General features: G+C 70.4%; 9 protein-coding genes. 4 read left to right on the plus strand and 5 right to left on the minus strand.

The annotated features are described in order from the left end of the window. The first annotated feature begins 123 nt into the window (after positions 1 to 123). The 3 genes from E1J50_RS04130 (at position 124) to E1J50_RS04140 (ending at position 4,089) form a co-directional block, all read left to right on the plus strand. A complete protein-coding gene (locus tag E1J50_RS04130) occupies positions 124 to 1,149 on the plus strand; it encodes an aromatic ring-hydroxylating oxygenase subunit alpha (protein ID WP_132250720.1) in 1,026 nt (341 codons plus the stop codon). Between the two features lie 68 nt (positions 1,150 to 1,217). Beyond that, complete coding sequence (locus E1J50_RS04135) at positions 1,218 to 2,279, plus strand: MBL fold metallo-hydrolase (protein WP_132250695.1); 1,062 nt, start codon at positions 1,218 to 1,220, stop codon at positions 2,277 to 2,279. Positions 2,280 to 2,448: 169 nt separating this feature from the next. Continuing rightward, positions 2,449 to 4,089 (plus strand): methyl-accepting chemotaxis protein, encoded by a 1,641-nt coding sequence (locus tag E1J50_RS04140; protein ID WP_245516420.1) that lies wholly within the window; start codon positions 2,449 to 2,451, stop codon positions 4,087 to 4,089. A gap of 85 nt (positions 4,090 to 4,174) precedes the next feature. Here E1J50_RS04140 and E1J50_RS04145 read toward each other — a convergent pair whose 3' ends face one another. From E1J50_RS04145 to E1J50_RS04165, 5 genes are all read right to left on the minus strand, one after another. Next, positions 4,175 to 5,911: an MFS transporter gene (locus E1J50_RS04145; RefSeq protein WP_132250699.1), complete on the minus strand. Its 1,737-nt coding sequence runs from the start codon at positions 5,909 to 5,911 to the stop codon at positions 4,175 to 4,177. A 349-nt stretch (positions 5,912 to 6,260) separates the two neighbouring features. Beyond that, the gene (locus E1J50_RS04150; RefSeq protein ID WP_132250701.1) at positions 6,261 to 7,949 is read right to left on the minus strand and encodes a cation acetate symporter; all 1,689 of its coding nucleotides are present in this window, start codon (positions 7,947 to 7,949) and stop codon (positions 6,261 to 6,263) included. Next, on the minus strand, positions 7,946 to 8,323 hold the full coding sequence (locus E1J50_RS04155) for a DUF485 domain-containing protein (RefSeq protein ID WP_132250703.1): 378 nt from the start codon (positions 8,321 to 8,323) through the stop codon (positions 7,946 to 7,948). Before E1J50_RS04155 ends, E1J50_RS04150 begins: the two co-directional genes overlap by 4 nt. A 177-nt stretch (positions 8,324 to 8,500) precedes the next feature. Then, positions 8,501 to 10,450, minus strand: a complete 1,950-nt coding sequence (gene acs, locus E1J50_RS04160; RefSeq protein WP_132250705.1) for an acetate--CoA ligase — start codon at positions 10,448 to 10,450, stop codon at positions 8,501 to 8,503. 401 nt (positions 10,451 to 10,851) lie between these two features. Next, positions 10,852 to 13,401 (minus strand): ATP-binding protein, encoded by a 2,550-nt coding sequence (locus E1J50_RS04165; protein WP_132250707.1) that lies wholly within the window; start codon positions 13,399 to 13,401, stop codon positions 10,852 to 10,854. Between the two features lie 211 nt (positions 13,402 to 13,612). Between E1J50_RS04165 and E1J50_RS04170 the strand changes: the two genes are divergently transcribed. Next, positions 13,613 to 14,044, plus strand: a 432-nt coding sequence (locus E1J50_RS04170; protein WP_132250710.1) for a phasin, incomplete at its 3' end; no start/stop codon positions are given.

Consider the following 14,044-nt stretch of genomic DNA (forward strand, 5'->3'; position numbering starts at 1 on the left):
CCTCTTCCGGTCCGTCGCGGCGGCCGGAAGCTCGAAGCTCGCGGTCCCCCCGTGTCGAACGCCCCCATCCCGACCCTGCGCCCGGCGCTCCCTTCGGACGAGGCCGCCCTCGATCCCGATGCCATGCGCCAGCCTCTGCCGGACGCGTGGTACTGCGTCGGCCGCGCCGACGCGCTCAAGGGCGGCAAGCTCCGCTCGGTCCCCCTCAACGGCGAGCTGATCGTGATGGGCCGGGACGCGTCGGGCGCACCCTTCGCCCTGCGCGACCGCTGCCCGCACCGGGGCATGGCGCTCTCGAAGGGGCGCTTCGACGGCGACGCGCTCACCTGCCCGTTCCACGGCTGGCGCTTCGGCACGGACGGGCGCTGCCGGGACGTGCCGACCCTCTCGGCCTCGGACGCGGCCGATTTCTCGCGCATCGCGGTGCAGCGCTTCCCCGTCCGCGAGAGCGCCGGCTTCGTCTGGGTCAATCCCCATCTCGGCCCCGCAGGCGTCGACCTGCCCGCTCCGCCCGAGCTCGATTTCGAGCCCGCGGGCTGCGTCGTGGTGGCGCTCGAAGTCGAGGCGTCCTTCGACCTCACGACGCTCAGCCTCGTCGATCCCGGCCACGTCGCCTTCGTGCACGATTCCTGGTGGTTCCGGCCCTCGAAGGAGCTGCGCGAGAAGGTGAAGTCCTTCCGGCCGACGCCGCACGGCTTCACGATGACGAGCCACGCCACCACCAAGAGTTCGCCCGTCTACCGGCTGCTCGGCGGCGTGCCCGATGTCGAGATCGAGTTCCGGCTGCCGGGGGTTCGCCTGGAGCGGATCCGGGCCGGGCGCAAGCGGGTGGCGAACTACACCTTCGCGACGCCGCTGACCGGAAACCGGACCCTGCTGACGAACGCCCTCTATTTCAGCGTGCCGGCCCTCAGGCCCCTGCAGCCCCTCGCCAAGCTCCTGATGCGCCAGTTCCTGACCCAGGACCAGCAGGTGCTCCAGCACGCGCAGGCGGGCCTCGACCGCAAGCCCACCATGGTCCTGTTCGGACAGGGGGACCTGCCCTCGCAATGGTATTTCCGCCTCAAGCGCGAGGCGTTGCAGGCCGCCCGCGAGGCCCGGGCCTTCGCCAACCCCCTTCAGCCGCAGGAGCTGCGCTGGCGCTCCTGACGGGCATCGGCTGCGGCACGGAGGCGTGACGCCTTGACGGGATCACCGGCCCCGCCATCTCCCCGCCGATGAAACGGCGAAGCCTCCTCGCGGCCGCCAGCGCCGCCACCGTGATGACCCTCGGCGGCGTCGGCTACGCCGCGCACCGGCGCGGCCGCAACCCGTATTACGGGGGGCCGACGAGCGACCATTTCGACGGCGTCCGCTTCCACAGCCCGGATCAGGCCGGCGACAAGGACCTCGCCGACATCATCCGCTGGCAGCTCGCCCGCCAGGGCGAGGCGTGGCCGAAGAGCTTCCCGAGCCCCTTTCCGGCCGACAAGCCGCCGGAGCGCTCGGACGCCTTGCGCGTGGTGCTGATCGGGCACGCCAGCTACCTGTTCCAGGTGGCCGGGCGCAACATCCTGGTCGATCCGGTCTACGCCAAGCGCGCGAGTCCAGTCGGGTTCGCCGGTCCGAAGAGGGTCAACCCGCCCGGCATCGCCTTCGGCGACCTGCCGCCGATCGATGCGGTCTTGATCACCCACAACCATTACGACCATCTCGACGGGCCGACCGTCGCGCGGCTCTGGCAGGCCCATCAGCCCCTGGTCGTGGCGCCGCTCGGCAACGACGCGATCCTGCGCTCCTACGACGAGACCCTGCATGTCGAGCCCCGGGACTGGGGCGAGAGCGTCGATCTCGGCGGCGGGCTCGCGATCCATCTCGTGCCGGCCAACCACTGGTCGGCCCGCGGCCTCAACGACCGGCGCATGGCGCTCTGGTGCGCCTTCGTGATCACGGGGCCGCAGGGCGTCCACTACCATGTCGGCGACAGCGGCCTCGGCGACGGGTCGATCTTCCGCTCCGTGCGCGAACGCTTCGGGCCGCCGCGCCTCGCCACCCTGCCGATCGGCGCCTACGAGCCGCGCTGGTTCATGCAGCCCCAGCACATGAACCCGCAGGATGCGGTCGAGGCCGTAGGCCTGCTCGGCGTGGAGCAGGCGCTCGGCCACCATTGGGGCACGTTCCGCCTCACCGACGAGGGCGTCGAGAGACCGGCCGAGGCGCTCGCCAGCGCGCTCGCGGCCGCGGGGCGCCCGGCCGACAGCTTCCTGGCGCTCCGCCCCGGGCAGGTTTGGACACCCTGAGCGCAGGATCGTCGGCGCGAAATCGTACGGCGCGAAACGAGGTGCTAAGACACGCGTGGCAAGATGATCGCTCCCGTCACGGCACATGCCGACCGTCCGAGCGATTTCCATGCATAGGTTTAGCAGCCTCACGACCAAGATCATCCTCCTAGCCGGAGGTGCGATCGTCTTGACGGTCGGGATTCTGCTCGCGGCAGCGAGCCACCAGATCTGGTCGCAGATCGAGGAGAAGCAGCGCGCCGAGGCCGAAACCCATATCCGGACGCTCGCCCTCGTTTTCGCCGGCAAGGTCCCGGGCGCAACGGCCGGCCTCGACGGCGCGCGGCTCGCGCGGGTCACCACGCCCGATCTCGGCGCTCTCGGCGACCTGTCGATCGTCGACGACGTGACGGCCTATCTCGGCGGGAACGCCACGGTCTTCGCCCGCGAGCCCGGGGCCGAGCGCTTCGTGCGCCGCATCACCAACGTGAAGAAGGAGAACGGCGAGCGCGCCGTGGGCACGGCGCTCGCGGACGACCACCCGGCCCAGGCTGCGATCCGGGCCGGCAGGGCCTATTCGGGCAGCGTCGTGCTGTTCGGGCGGCCGTTCTACACCGTCTACCACCCGACCTTCGACAGGGCAGGCAACGTCAGCGGCATCCTCTACATCGGCATCCCGCTGGAGCGGTACTACGCCGATTACGGCGCGACGATGTGGATGATGGGCCTCGTCAGTCTCGCCGCGGCCATCCTGGCCTGCCTCGTCATCGTCCCCGTCGCCGTGCGGATGTTCCGCCCCCTCAACGAGATCGCCGCGCGCACGACGCGGCTCGCGGAGGGCGACCTCGACGCGCCGATCCCCTCGCAGGCGCGCCGCGACGAGATCGGCGCCGTCGCCCGCGCCCTCGGGTCGCTGCGCGACACGAGCCGGCGGGCCCGCAGCCTCGAGAGCGACCAGCGCACGGCGAGCGAGGGCGAGCGGCACCGCCGCGTGCTCCTCGACGGGGAGGTCGAGCGCTTCCGGGTCCGGGTCCAGCAATCGGTGGCGACCTTCAATGCCCGCACCGGCGAGATGCGCGAGCGCGCCGCCGCGATGAGCGCGGTCTCCGCCGAGGCCAACCGGGCGATCGAGGGCGCCTCGTCCGGCTCGCGGGAGACCTCCGCCAACGTGCAGACGGTGGCGAGCGCCGCCGAGGAACTGGCGGCCTCGATCTCCGAGATCCAGGGCCGGATCGGCCGGGCGAGGGGCGAGGTCGAGGGCGCGCTCGGTGAGGCCGAGGCGATGAACGCGCAGGTGGGCGACCTCGCGGCCTCGGCCCAGCGCATCGGCGACGTGGTCGGCCTGATCCGGGCCGTGGCCGAGCAGACGAACCTGCTCGCGCTCAACGCGACGATCGAGGCGGCCCGGGCCGGCGAGGCGGGGCGCGGCTTCGCGGTCGTGGCGGCCGAGGTGAAGGAGCTCGCCGGGCAGACGGCGCGGGCCACCGACGAGATCGCGGCCCAGATCGCGCGGGTGCAGGGCGCGACCGGCGTCGCGGTCGACGCGATCGGCCGGATGACGGGCCGGATGGGCTCGATCAGCGCCACCACCGCCGACATCTCGGAGGCGGTCGCCGCGCAGGGGGCGGCCACGGAGGAGATTTCCCGCAACGTCGGCGAGACCGCACAGACGAGCGTCGCGATCGCCCGCGACCTCGGCACGGTGGCGAGCGCGGCCCAGCGCACCACCGAGATGGCGGCGACCGTCGAATCCGCCGCCTCGTCGGTCGAGGACGTGGCGGCCGGTCTCGAGGCGGAGATCGCGCGCTTCCTCGGCGCCGTCGCGGCGTGATCGCGATCATCCCCGCAAGCGCCATGAAAAAGGCCCCGCCGATCGGCGGGGCCTTCGTCTTTTCAAGGGGTTGGCCCCGCCATCCTCAGGCGAGGATGTCCCGGTCCTTGGTCTCGGGGATGAAGATCAGGCCGATCACGAACGTGAAGAGCGCGATCACGATCGGGTACCAGAGGCCGTAATAGATGTCGCCGGTCTGGGCCACCATCGCGAAGGCGGTGGCGGGCAGGAGGCCGCCGAACCAGCCGTTGCCGATGTGGTAGGGCAGCGACATCGAGGTGTAGCGGATGCGCGTCGGGAAGAGCTCCACGAGCGCCGCCGCGATCGGCCCGTAGACCATCGTCACGTAGAAGACGAGGATCGTCAGGATGCCGATCACCATCAGCTTCTGGCCCGTGAACACGTCGACCGGGTTCGCGGCCTTGATCACGGTCGGGTTGTTGGTCGCCGAGGGGTAGCCCGCCTCGGTGAGCGCGGCCGGGACCGCCTTGGCGAAGTTCGGATCCGCCACGGGGAAGTCCTTGCCGTTGACGCTCACCACCGTCGGCGTGCCCGCGGGCTGCGGCTCGGTGCTGTAGCTCACGGCGGAGCGGGCGAGCAGCGCCTTGGCGATGTCGCACTCCTTGGTGAACTTGGCCGTGCCGACCGGATTGAACTGGAACGAGCAATCGGCCGGGTTCGTCTTCACCACCACCGGCACGTTCGACTGCGCCGCGAAGAGCGCCGGGTTGGCGTTCGCGGTGAGCTGGTGAAACAGCGGGACGTAGGTGAGCGCCGCGATCAGGCAGCCGCCGAGGATGATCGGCTTGCGGCCGATCCTGTCGGAGAGGGCCCCGAAGAACAGGAACCCGCCGGTGGCCAGGATCAGCGACCACGCGATCATCACGTTGGCCGTGAACTGGTCGACCTTCAGGATGCTCTGCAGGAAGAACAGCGCGTAGAACTGGCCCGTGTACCAGACGACGGCCTGGCCGGCGGTGAGGCCGAGCAGCGCCAGCAGCGCCCACTTGGCGTTCTTCCACTGGCCGAACGCCTCGGAGAGCGGCGCCTTCGAGTGCGTGCCCTCGGCCTTCATCTTCTGGAAGGCGGGGCTCTCGTTCATCTGGAGCCGGATCCAGACCGAGATGGCCAGGAGCGCGACCGAGACGAGGAACGGGATGCGCCAGCCCCAGACCTGGAAGGCGGTGAGGGTGGTCGTGGTGCCGTCCGCGTTCGTCACCACGGTCGGCGCGTAGGCGTTGTTCACGTAGCCCTGCGTCGAGAGGATGATGATGAGCGAGAGCAGCAGGCCGAGCGTCGCCGTCGTCTGGATGAAGGCGGTGTAGAAGCCGCGGCGCCCGCGCGGGGCGTGCTCGGCCACGTAGACGGCCGCGCCGCCGTACTCGCCGCCCAGTGCGAGGCCCTGGAGCATGCGGAGCGCCAGCAGCGTGACGGGGGCGATCCAGCCGACGCCGTAGCTGTTGAGCGTGGCGTAGGAGGGCAGCAGGCCGACGCAGAAGGTCGAGATGCCCATGATCAGGATCGTGACGAGGAAGGTGTACTTGCGGCCGACCATGTCGCCGAGGCGGCCGAAGACGAGGGCGCCGAACGGGCGCACGAGGAAGCCAGCCGCGAAGGCGAGGAGCGCGAAGATGTTGCGCGTCGCTTCCGGATAGGCGGAGAAGAACTGCGCGCCGATGATCGCGGCGAGCGAGCCGTACAGGTAGAAGTCGTACCACTCGAAGACGGTGCCGAGGGAAGAGGCCAAGATGACCTTCTTCTCCCCGGCGCTCATCGGTCTTGCCGCCTCGTCCGCCCGCGGCACTGCGGTTCCCACAGCCATCTCGGCCCCTCCATCCATGATTACTTCGGAACCCGCCTTCCCGGCGGCCCGGATTTGGGACGGCTCGAGACCGCCCATTGCGCTGCACAGGGTCGGCCGATTGCTCAACTGAAGCCAGCAGCCGATCGTCCGCCCTTCGCAGACGATAGCGCAAGCCACAGCGTCGCCCAATAGATGAACGGATCGAAAGGATTACCGATCGCGGCTTAGCAACAAGGATTGCGCCGACCTGTAACCGGTCTCAACAGGGCTGCCCAAGAAGAAGGGCGTGGCTCACGGCCACGCCCCCTGGTTTAATCCCGGTCTCAATACACAGCCCTTGTCCCGGCCTGGCGGGCCGGGATGGACCTCAATGCGCGTGCGCGAGGGACGCGCCGATGCCGGTCTCCGAGCGCACGTACTGGGCGTCGAAGGCCGCCCGCTCGCGCCGGGCGCGGGCGGTGTTGTCGACCTTCGAAACGAGCCAGATCGTGACGAAGGCGAGCGGCATCGAGAACAGGGCCGGGTTGGCGTAGGGGAAGAGCGCGGCCGGCTGGCCGAAGGTCTTCACCCAGACCGCGTCCGACAGGACCACCATCACCACCGCCGCGACGAGCCCGACGAGGCCGCCGATGAGGGCGCCCCAGGTCGTGGTTCCGCGCCAGAGGATCGACATGGCGAGTACGGGGAAGTTGCAGCTCGCCGCCACCGAGAAGGCGAGACCGACCATGAAGGCGACGTTCTGGTTCTCGAAGATGTAGCCGAGCACGATCGCCACGATGCCGATGGCCACCGCCGAGATCTTCGAGAGGTTGACCTCGTGCTTCTCGGTGGTGCGCCCGCGGGCGATGACCTGCGCGTAGAGGTCGTGGCTGACGGCCGAGGCGCCGGCGAGCGTCAGGCCCGCCACCACCGCGAGGATGGTCGCGAAGGCCACCGCGGAGATGAAGCCGAGGAAGTACGGGCCGCCGACCGCGTTGGCGAGGTTGACGGCGACCATGTTGGTGCCGCCGATCATGTCCTTGAGCTTGTCGAAGGAGCCGCCCGCGCCGAGCTTGAAGTAGCTCGGGTCCGACATCAGCAGGGCGATGCCGCCGAAGCCGATGATGAAGGTCAGGATGTAGAAGTAGCCGATCAGGCCCGTGGCGTAGAAGACCGACTTGCGGGCGGCCTGCGCGTCCGAGACCGTGAAGAAGCGCATCAGGATGTGCGGCAGGCCGGCGGTGCCGAACATCAGGCCGACGCCGAGCGAGATCGAGTCGATCGGATTCGTGACGAGGCCGCCGGGCGCCATGATGGCGTCGCCCTTCGGATGCGTCTGCACCGCCGCCGCGAACAGGGTCTCGGGGTTGAAGCCGTACTTGTAGAGCACGGCGCCCGCCATGAAGGTCGCGCCGCCGAGGAGTAGGCAGGCCTTGATCACCTGCACCCAGGTCGTCGCCTTCATGCCGCCGAAGGCGACGTAGATGATCATCAGGGCGCCGACGATCACCACCGCGTAGAGGTAGGGCAGACCGAACAGGAGCTGGATCAGCTTACCCGCGCCGACCATCTGGGCGATCAGGTAGAAGGCCACCACGACGAGCGTCCCGGTCGCCGAGATGAGGCGGATCGCGGTCTGGTCGAGGCGGAAGCTCGCCACGTCCGCGAAGGTGAACTTGCCGAGGTTGCGCAGGCGTTCCGCGATCAGGAACAGCACGATCGGCCAGCCGACGAGGAAGCCCGTCGAGTAGATCAGCCCGTCGAAGCCCGAGGTGTAGACGAGGCCCGAGATGCCGAGGAACGAGGCGGCCGACATGTAGTCGCCGGCGATCGCCAGCGAGTTGGTGCCCGCCGAGATGCCGCCGCCGGCCGCGTAGAAATCCGCGGCCGACTTGGTGCCCTTGGCGGCCTTGTAGGTGATGCCCAGCGTGAACAGCACGAAGAACAGGAACATGCCGATGGCCGGCCAGTTCGTCGCCTGCTGCTGGACGGCGCCGAGATCGGGGCCGGCCGCGCGCGCGGCGGTGGCGGCGAGCGCGAGGGGGACCGTGAGGAGGAGCGTGGGGAGGCGGGTCATCGGCCGAGGCTCCGCGTGAGCTCGGCGGTCAGGGCGTCGTAGCGGCCGTTGGCGCGCACGACGTAGATGCCGGTGAGGATGAAGGCGAAGACGATGACGCCGACGCCGAGGAACAGGCCGAGCGACGCGGTGCCGCCGCCGACCTTGGTGGCGAGCAGCGCCTTGTCGAAGGCGATGAGGCCGATGAAGCCGAAATAGACCACCAGCATCAGCCCGGTCAGGATCCAGCCGAAGCGCGTGCGCTCGTGGACGAGGGTCCGGAAGGTCGGGGTGCGGATGATCCGTTCGAACTGGGGATCGCTCTCGACGGCCGCCACCCCCGGATCGCGGGCGAGACGGGGGTCTGCGCCCCCCTGCGCATAGGATGTCGTCATAGGATTTCCTCCGCCGGATGTCGGGCCTCTGACGGGCCTCTCCGCGTCCGGGCACTGATCGTGGGGAAGGACGGCGCTCCCGCGAAACGCCCGGGCAGGGGGCGCCGCCCCGCCGCCGCCGGAGGGGCTCTCTCGCGAGAGGTGACTGGTGGAGGCGGAGCCCGGCGGGCCGCCGGCTCAGCGGGTCCGGTTCTGCCGGTTCTCGATGAGGTCGTCCACGACCGCCGGCTCGGCCAGCGTCGAGGTGTCCCCGAGGGAGGAGAACTCGTCCTCGGCGATCTTGCGCAGGATGCGGCGCATGATCTTGCCGGAGCGGGTCTTGGGCAGGCCGGGGGCGAACTGGATCAAGTCCGGCGAGGCGATCGGGCCGATATCCTTGCGGACCCAGGCCACGAGTTCCTTGCGCAGGGCGTCGTCCCCGTCCTCGCCCTCGTTGAGGGTCACGTAGGCGTAGATGCCCTGGCCCTTCAGGTTGTGGGGGTAGCCCACCACCGCGGCCTCGGCGACCTTCGGGTGCGCCACGAGGGAGGATTCGACCTCCGCCGTGCCCATGCGGTGGCCCGAGACGTTGATGACGTCGTCGACGCGGCCCGTGATCCAGTAATAGCCGTCGGAATCGCGCCGCGCCCCGTCGCCCGTGAAGTAGTTGCCGGGATAGGTCGAGAAGTAGGTCTGCTCGAAGCGCTCATGGTCGCCGTAGACCGTGCGCATCTGGCCGGGCCAGGAATCCTTGATGCAGAGGTTGCCCTCGCAGGCTCCGTCGAGGACCTTGCCCTCCGCATCCACCATGATCGGCTGCACGCCGAAGAAGGGTCGCGTCGCCGAGCCGGGCTTCAGGTTCGTGGCGCCCGGCAGCGGCGTGATCAGGATGCCCCCGGTCTCGGTCTGCCACCACGTGTCGACGATCGGGCAACGGCTGTCGCCGACCACGCGGTAGTACCATTCCCAGGCTTCCGGGTTGATCGGCTCGCCGACGGAGCCCAGCACCCGAAGGGTCTCGCGGGAGGTCTTCTTCACCGGCCCCTCGCCGCCGCCCATCAGGGAGCGGATCGCGGTCGGCGCGGTGTAGAAGATGTTGACCTTGTGCTTGTCGATCACCTCCCAGAAGCGGGAATTCGACGGGTAGGTCGGGATGCCCTCGAACATCAGCGTCGTCGCGCCGTTGGCGAGCGGCCCGTACAGGATGTAGCTGTGGCCGGTGACCCAGCCGACATCGGCCGTGCACCAGTAGACGTCGCCCTCGCGGTAATCGAACACGTACTGGTGCGTCATCGAGGCGTAGACGAGATAGCCGCCCGTGGTGTGCACCACGCCCTTCGGCTGGCCGGTCGAGCCCGAGGTATAGAGGATGAAGAGCGGGTGCTCGGCCTCGACGGCCTCGGCCGGACACTCGTCCGTCACTTGCTCGGCGGCCTCGTGGTAGTAGACGTCGCGGCCCGGCTCCATCGGGATGTTGGAGCCCGTGCGGCGCACCACGATGACGTGATCGACGACGTCCGTGCCGAGGCGCTGGATCGCGGCGTCGACATTGGCCTTGAGCGGCACCTTGCGGCCGCCGCGCAGGCCCTCGTCCGCAGTGATCACGACCTTCGAGGCGCAGCCCTCGATGCGGCCGGCCAGCGAATCCGGCGAGAAGCCGCCGAACACCACCGAGTGGATCGCGCCGAGCCGGGCGCAGGCCAGCATCGCGTAGGCTGCCTCGGGGATCATCGGCAGGTAGATCGTGACCCGGTCGCCCTTCTCCACGCCCCGGTTGCGCAGCACGTTCGCCATCCGGCAGACCTGCGCGTGCAGCTCGCGGTAGGTGATGTGCTTCGACTCGTTCGGGTCGTCGCCCTCCCAGATGATGGCGGTCTGGTCGCCCCGGGTGGCGAGGTGCCGGTCGATGCAATTGTGCGCGACGTTGGTGGTGCCGTCCTCGAACCACCGGATCGAGATGTCGCCCGGCTGGAAGCTCGTGTTCTTCACGCGCGTGAAGGGCTTCATCCAGTCGATGCGCCTGCCGTGCTCGCCCCAGAACGCGTCCGGATCCTCGACCGACGCCTTGTACATCGCGAGGTACTTGGCATTGTCGACATGGGCGCCCTCGCGCCAGCTGTCACGGACCTCGACCAGCTTCTCGTCCATCGCGTCTCTTCCCTGAATGGTGCCCGATCGTATCGCGGATCTCGCCGCGCAGTCGGGACTTCCAAGACTTTTCTTAATGCTCGACAGGAACCTGCCGCAAGCGCTCAACCAACCCGAACAATAGGTTGGACACAATTCAACTCTGCTTGGAGGCGCCGTTCGGGACTGTCAAGCGGTGCCAAAGTCGGATGGCAGGCCCGCTGAGGGCGCCTGTGGTTCCGTTTCGGCCCCTGTGCGGGGCCGGCACGAAGGTGGATAACGCCGCGCGGCCCGCCAAGGCTCCGCTCGCCTGTTCGCCCGCCACGGTGACAACGGGCCTCGATTGTCGCTCGCCGGCACCGCACACCGATCCCCGCGGGCTTCGTCAGGCGCGGGGCGGCGGGACGCGATCTCCTCCCGGCTCAGGCGCTCATCGCGGCGCGGGCGGGAAACAGTATCTCGACCAGCGTCCCCTCATCCTTGCGGCTCGTGATCTGGAAGCGGCCGCGGTTCGCCTCGACCAGCGCCTTCGTCAGGGGCAGGCCGAGGCCGGTGCCGCCGCCCTTGCGCGGGACCGCGATCGCGGCGGTTCGGAACGGCTCAAGGGCCGAGGCGATCTCCTCGGCGCTCATGCCGATGCCGGTGTCGCGCACCCGCAGGGCGATCTCGCCGCGCTCGGCGATCGTCGTGGACACGATGACCTGCCCGCCGGCCTCCGTGAACCGGATCGCGTTGGCGATGACGTTGAGCGCCGCCTGGCGCATCGAGCGCTCGTCGGCCACCAGGGTCGTCAGATCCGCCGAGAAGCTCGTACGCACGACGATGCGGTCGCGCGCGGCCTGCGGCTGCAGCAGGGCCACGCAGCTCGAGACGAGGTCGTTGAGCGGCACCGGCCCGAAGGCGAGGTCGAGGCGCCCGGCCTCGATCTTGACGAGGTCGACGAGATCGTTGACGAGGCCGAGCACGTGCTCGCCGGAGGCATGGATGTCGCGCAGATAGTCGCGATAGCGCTCGGGCACGGGGCCGAACTGCTCATTGAGCATCACGTCGGCGAAACCGAGGATGCCGTTCATCGGCGTGCGGATCTCGTGGCTCACCTTGGCGAGGAAGTTCGCCTTCCAGGCCTCGGCCGCCTCGGCCTGCGCGACGGCCCGATCGGCGGCCGCCGCGAGGCGCCGGGCCTCGCTGAGATCCCGCAGGATCGCGAGGCGGCTCCCGTCGGGCGAGGGCGGCCCGAGCCGGAGCGCGAGCGGGATCGCGCCCGCCCGGCCGCGGGCCGTCACCTCGCGGGCGGCCGGGGCGGGGCCGTGCAGCGCGGCGCGCAGGGCGATGGCGCTCTCGGGCGGGAACAGGGCGAGCATCGCCTGCCCGGGGAGGGCGGCGGCGTCACGCCCGAGCAGGTCCGCCGCGGCCCGGTTGAGGGCGACGACGCGGTGCTCGGCGTCGAGGGCGAGGATCCCGTCCTCGATCGCGTCGAGGGCGCGCTCGAGGACCGACTGGCCCCGCGGGGCCGGCGGCATCGGGACCGGCACGGGCAGATCGGCAGGGCGGGGGGCCACGACGAGGATTTCGGCCGCATGCCCCCCCCAGCGGGTCTCGCCGCGGGCGACCGCGACGGGCCGGACGCCGTCCTCGCGGGTGATCAGGCGGTCGTTGCCGCCGCCCTCCGTCCCGTCGTGGCGCAGGATCAGGCGTGCGGGGCCGCCCGCCGCCTGGAACGCGGCGAGATCGGCAAAGCCCGCGAGGTCGAGGAAGGCCCGGTTCGCGTGGAGGAGCGTGTCGTCGCGCCGGATCAGGATCGCCGCGGGCAGATCGTCGAGGAGGGGCGGCGCCTCGCCCGGCCCGGCCTCCGCCAGCCGGTTCTCGGCAAGCCGTCCCACGGGGAAGGGCATGACGGCCGCGCCCTCCTGCGGGTAATCGGGATCGGGCGCCGCTTCGTCGCCGGCAAAGCGCGCGCCGAGGGCCCGCGCGATCTCCCGGAAGGCCGCGTGCTCGGAGACCGACAGGAGGGTCGCATCGCCGAGGGCGGGAACATCCGCCGCGGGAGCCGGCCCGCCCTCGTCCGCTCCGAGGGAGACCGGGATCGCGCCCGCCTCGGCCCGGCCGGACGCGGGCTCCGGGTCCGCTTGCGCAGGGGATCCTGCCGCCGCCCGCACGAGGCCGAAGCCGCCGTATCCGGTGAAAGGGTGCCCGTTGCGGCCGAGGGGCGCCCCGGAGATCTCGACGTTGATCGACTCGACCGCCTCCCCGAGCGCGATCCCGGCGGGAACGCCGCGAAAGGTGCGCCGCTCCGCGAGCGCGGCGAGGAGCGGTTCGCCCTCGCGCAGGACGCCGTCCCGCGCCAGGGCGGACCAGGATCGCCCGAGGAGGAGTGGCGCGAGGGCCGCCTCCGGGCCACCCGAGACCTGCGTGATCAGATCGGAACCGTCGCTGCGCCAGACGAAGCGGTCGCCCGGCCGCGGCCGCGCGGCAGGCTCCGCCGGGCGGCTGACCTCGTCGGGGGCGACGCTGACGGCTTCGGCCTCGGCCACGGGCAGCGGAACGTCCGGCCGGGGCTCTCGGCGGCGCGCGGCCGGGAGCGACTCCATCGGGACGAGGAGAAGCGCGGCCTCGCCGTTCGCGAGGCGGCCGCGCGCCAGGAGGCAGGGGACGGGCGGGGCGATCCCGCGGGGATCGAGGCGCAGGCGCACGAGGCGCGACCCCTCGGCGGGCAGCGCGGCCCGGCGGATCTGGCCGGGAAGGCCGAGGCGGGAGGCGGCGGCGCCCGCCGGATCGAACAGGCCGGCCGCCCAGGGCCGCGCCGGCGCCGACGCCTCGAGGAGATGCGCGCCCTCCGCGTCGAGGATCGCGAAGGCGCGACCCGGATCGGCCAGGAGGGCGGCGAGGCGCGGCTCCCGCGCCCAGGAATCCAGGGCGGGAGCGACCGGATCGTTCGCGAGGCTTTTGTCCGGTGCGGACCCGTCTTCGGTCATGCGGACCTGTCTGGCTCGAAAAATCTGCGTTACCGCGCTCAATTTCGTACGCTGAACTGCCCCGGGATGGTGGACACTTCAAGCGCGCGTCACACGTTTACCTCATGTCAACCTTAATGGTCCCGCTCCGCTCGCCGGGTGCCATGGGGACGCCAAAGGTGCTATTGTGCAGTGCACAATGCAGAATCACTGATTCGGAGAGGAGACGACCATGAGCAACACGCCCAATTACGAGGTGCCCACCGAGATGCGCGACTTCGCCGAGAAGAGCGTGGATCAGGCCCGCAAGGCCTTCGACAGCTTCATCGGCGCCGCGCGGCGCACAGCCGATACGGTGCAGGGCTCGACCGAGACCGCGCGCACCAACGCCAAGGACATCTCGTCCCGCGGCTTCGAGTTCGCCGAGCAGAACGTCAACGCGGCCTTCGATCTCGCCCAGAAGATCGTCCGCTCGCGCGACATCCAGGAGGCGATGCAGCATCAGGCCGAGTTCGTCCGCAGCCAGTTCGCCGCGATCCAGGCGCAGGCCAAGGAGTTCGGCGGCCTCGCCCAGAGCGCGATGCAGGAGAGCGCCGAGAAGGCCAAGGCCGCGATGCAGGAGGGCGCCGACCATGCCCGCCGGGCCATGGAGCAGGGCGCCGAG

This window comes from Methylobacterium segetis, assembly GCF_004348265.1.
Classification (GTDB): domain Bacteria; phylum Pseudomonadota; class Alphaproteobacteria; order Rhizobiales; family Beijerinckiaceae; genus Methylobacterium; species Methylobacterium segetis.

What these genes read in the sequence shown, in the direction of transcription:
- E1J50_RS04130 (WP_132250720.1), top strand. Translation starts at nt 124, where the DNA reads ATGCGCCAGCCTCTGCCGGACGCGTGGTACTGCGTCGGCCGCGCCGAC.
- E1J50_RS04135 (WP_132250695.1), top strand. Translation starts at nt 1,218, where the DNA reads ATGAAACGGCGAAGCCTCCTCGCGGCCGCCAGCGCCGCCACCGTGATG.
- E1J50_RS04145 (WP_132250699.1), bottom strand. Translation starts at nt 5,911, where the DNA reads ATGGCTGTGGGAACCGCAGTGCCGCGGGCGGACGAGGCGGCAAGACCG.
- E1J50_RS04150 (WP_132250701.1), bottom strand. Translation starts at nt 7,949, where the DNA reads ATGACCCGCCTCCCCACGCTCCTCCTCACGGTCCCCCTCGCGCTCGCC.
- E1J50_RS04155 (WP_132250703.1), bottom strand. Translation starts at nt 8,323, where the DNA reads ATGACGACATCCTATGCGCAGGGGGGCGCAGACCCCCGTCTCGCCCGC.
- acs (WP_132250705.1), bottom strand. Translation starts at nt 10,450, where the DNA reads ATGGACGAGAAGCTGGTCGAGGTCCGTGACAGCTGGCGCGAGGGCGCC.
- E1J50_RS04165 (WP_132250707.1), bottom strand. Translation starts at nt 13,401, where the DNA reads ATGACCGAAGACGGGTCCGCACCGGACAAAAGCCTCGCGAACGATCCG.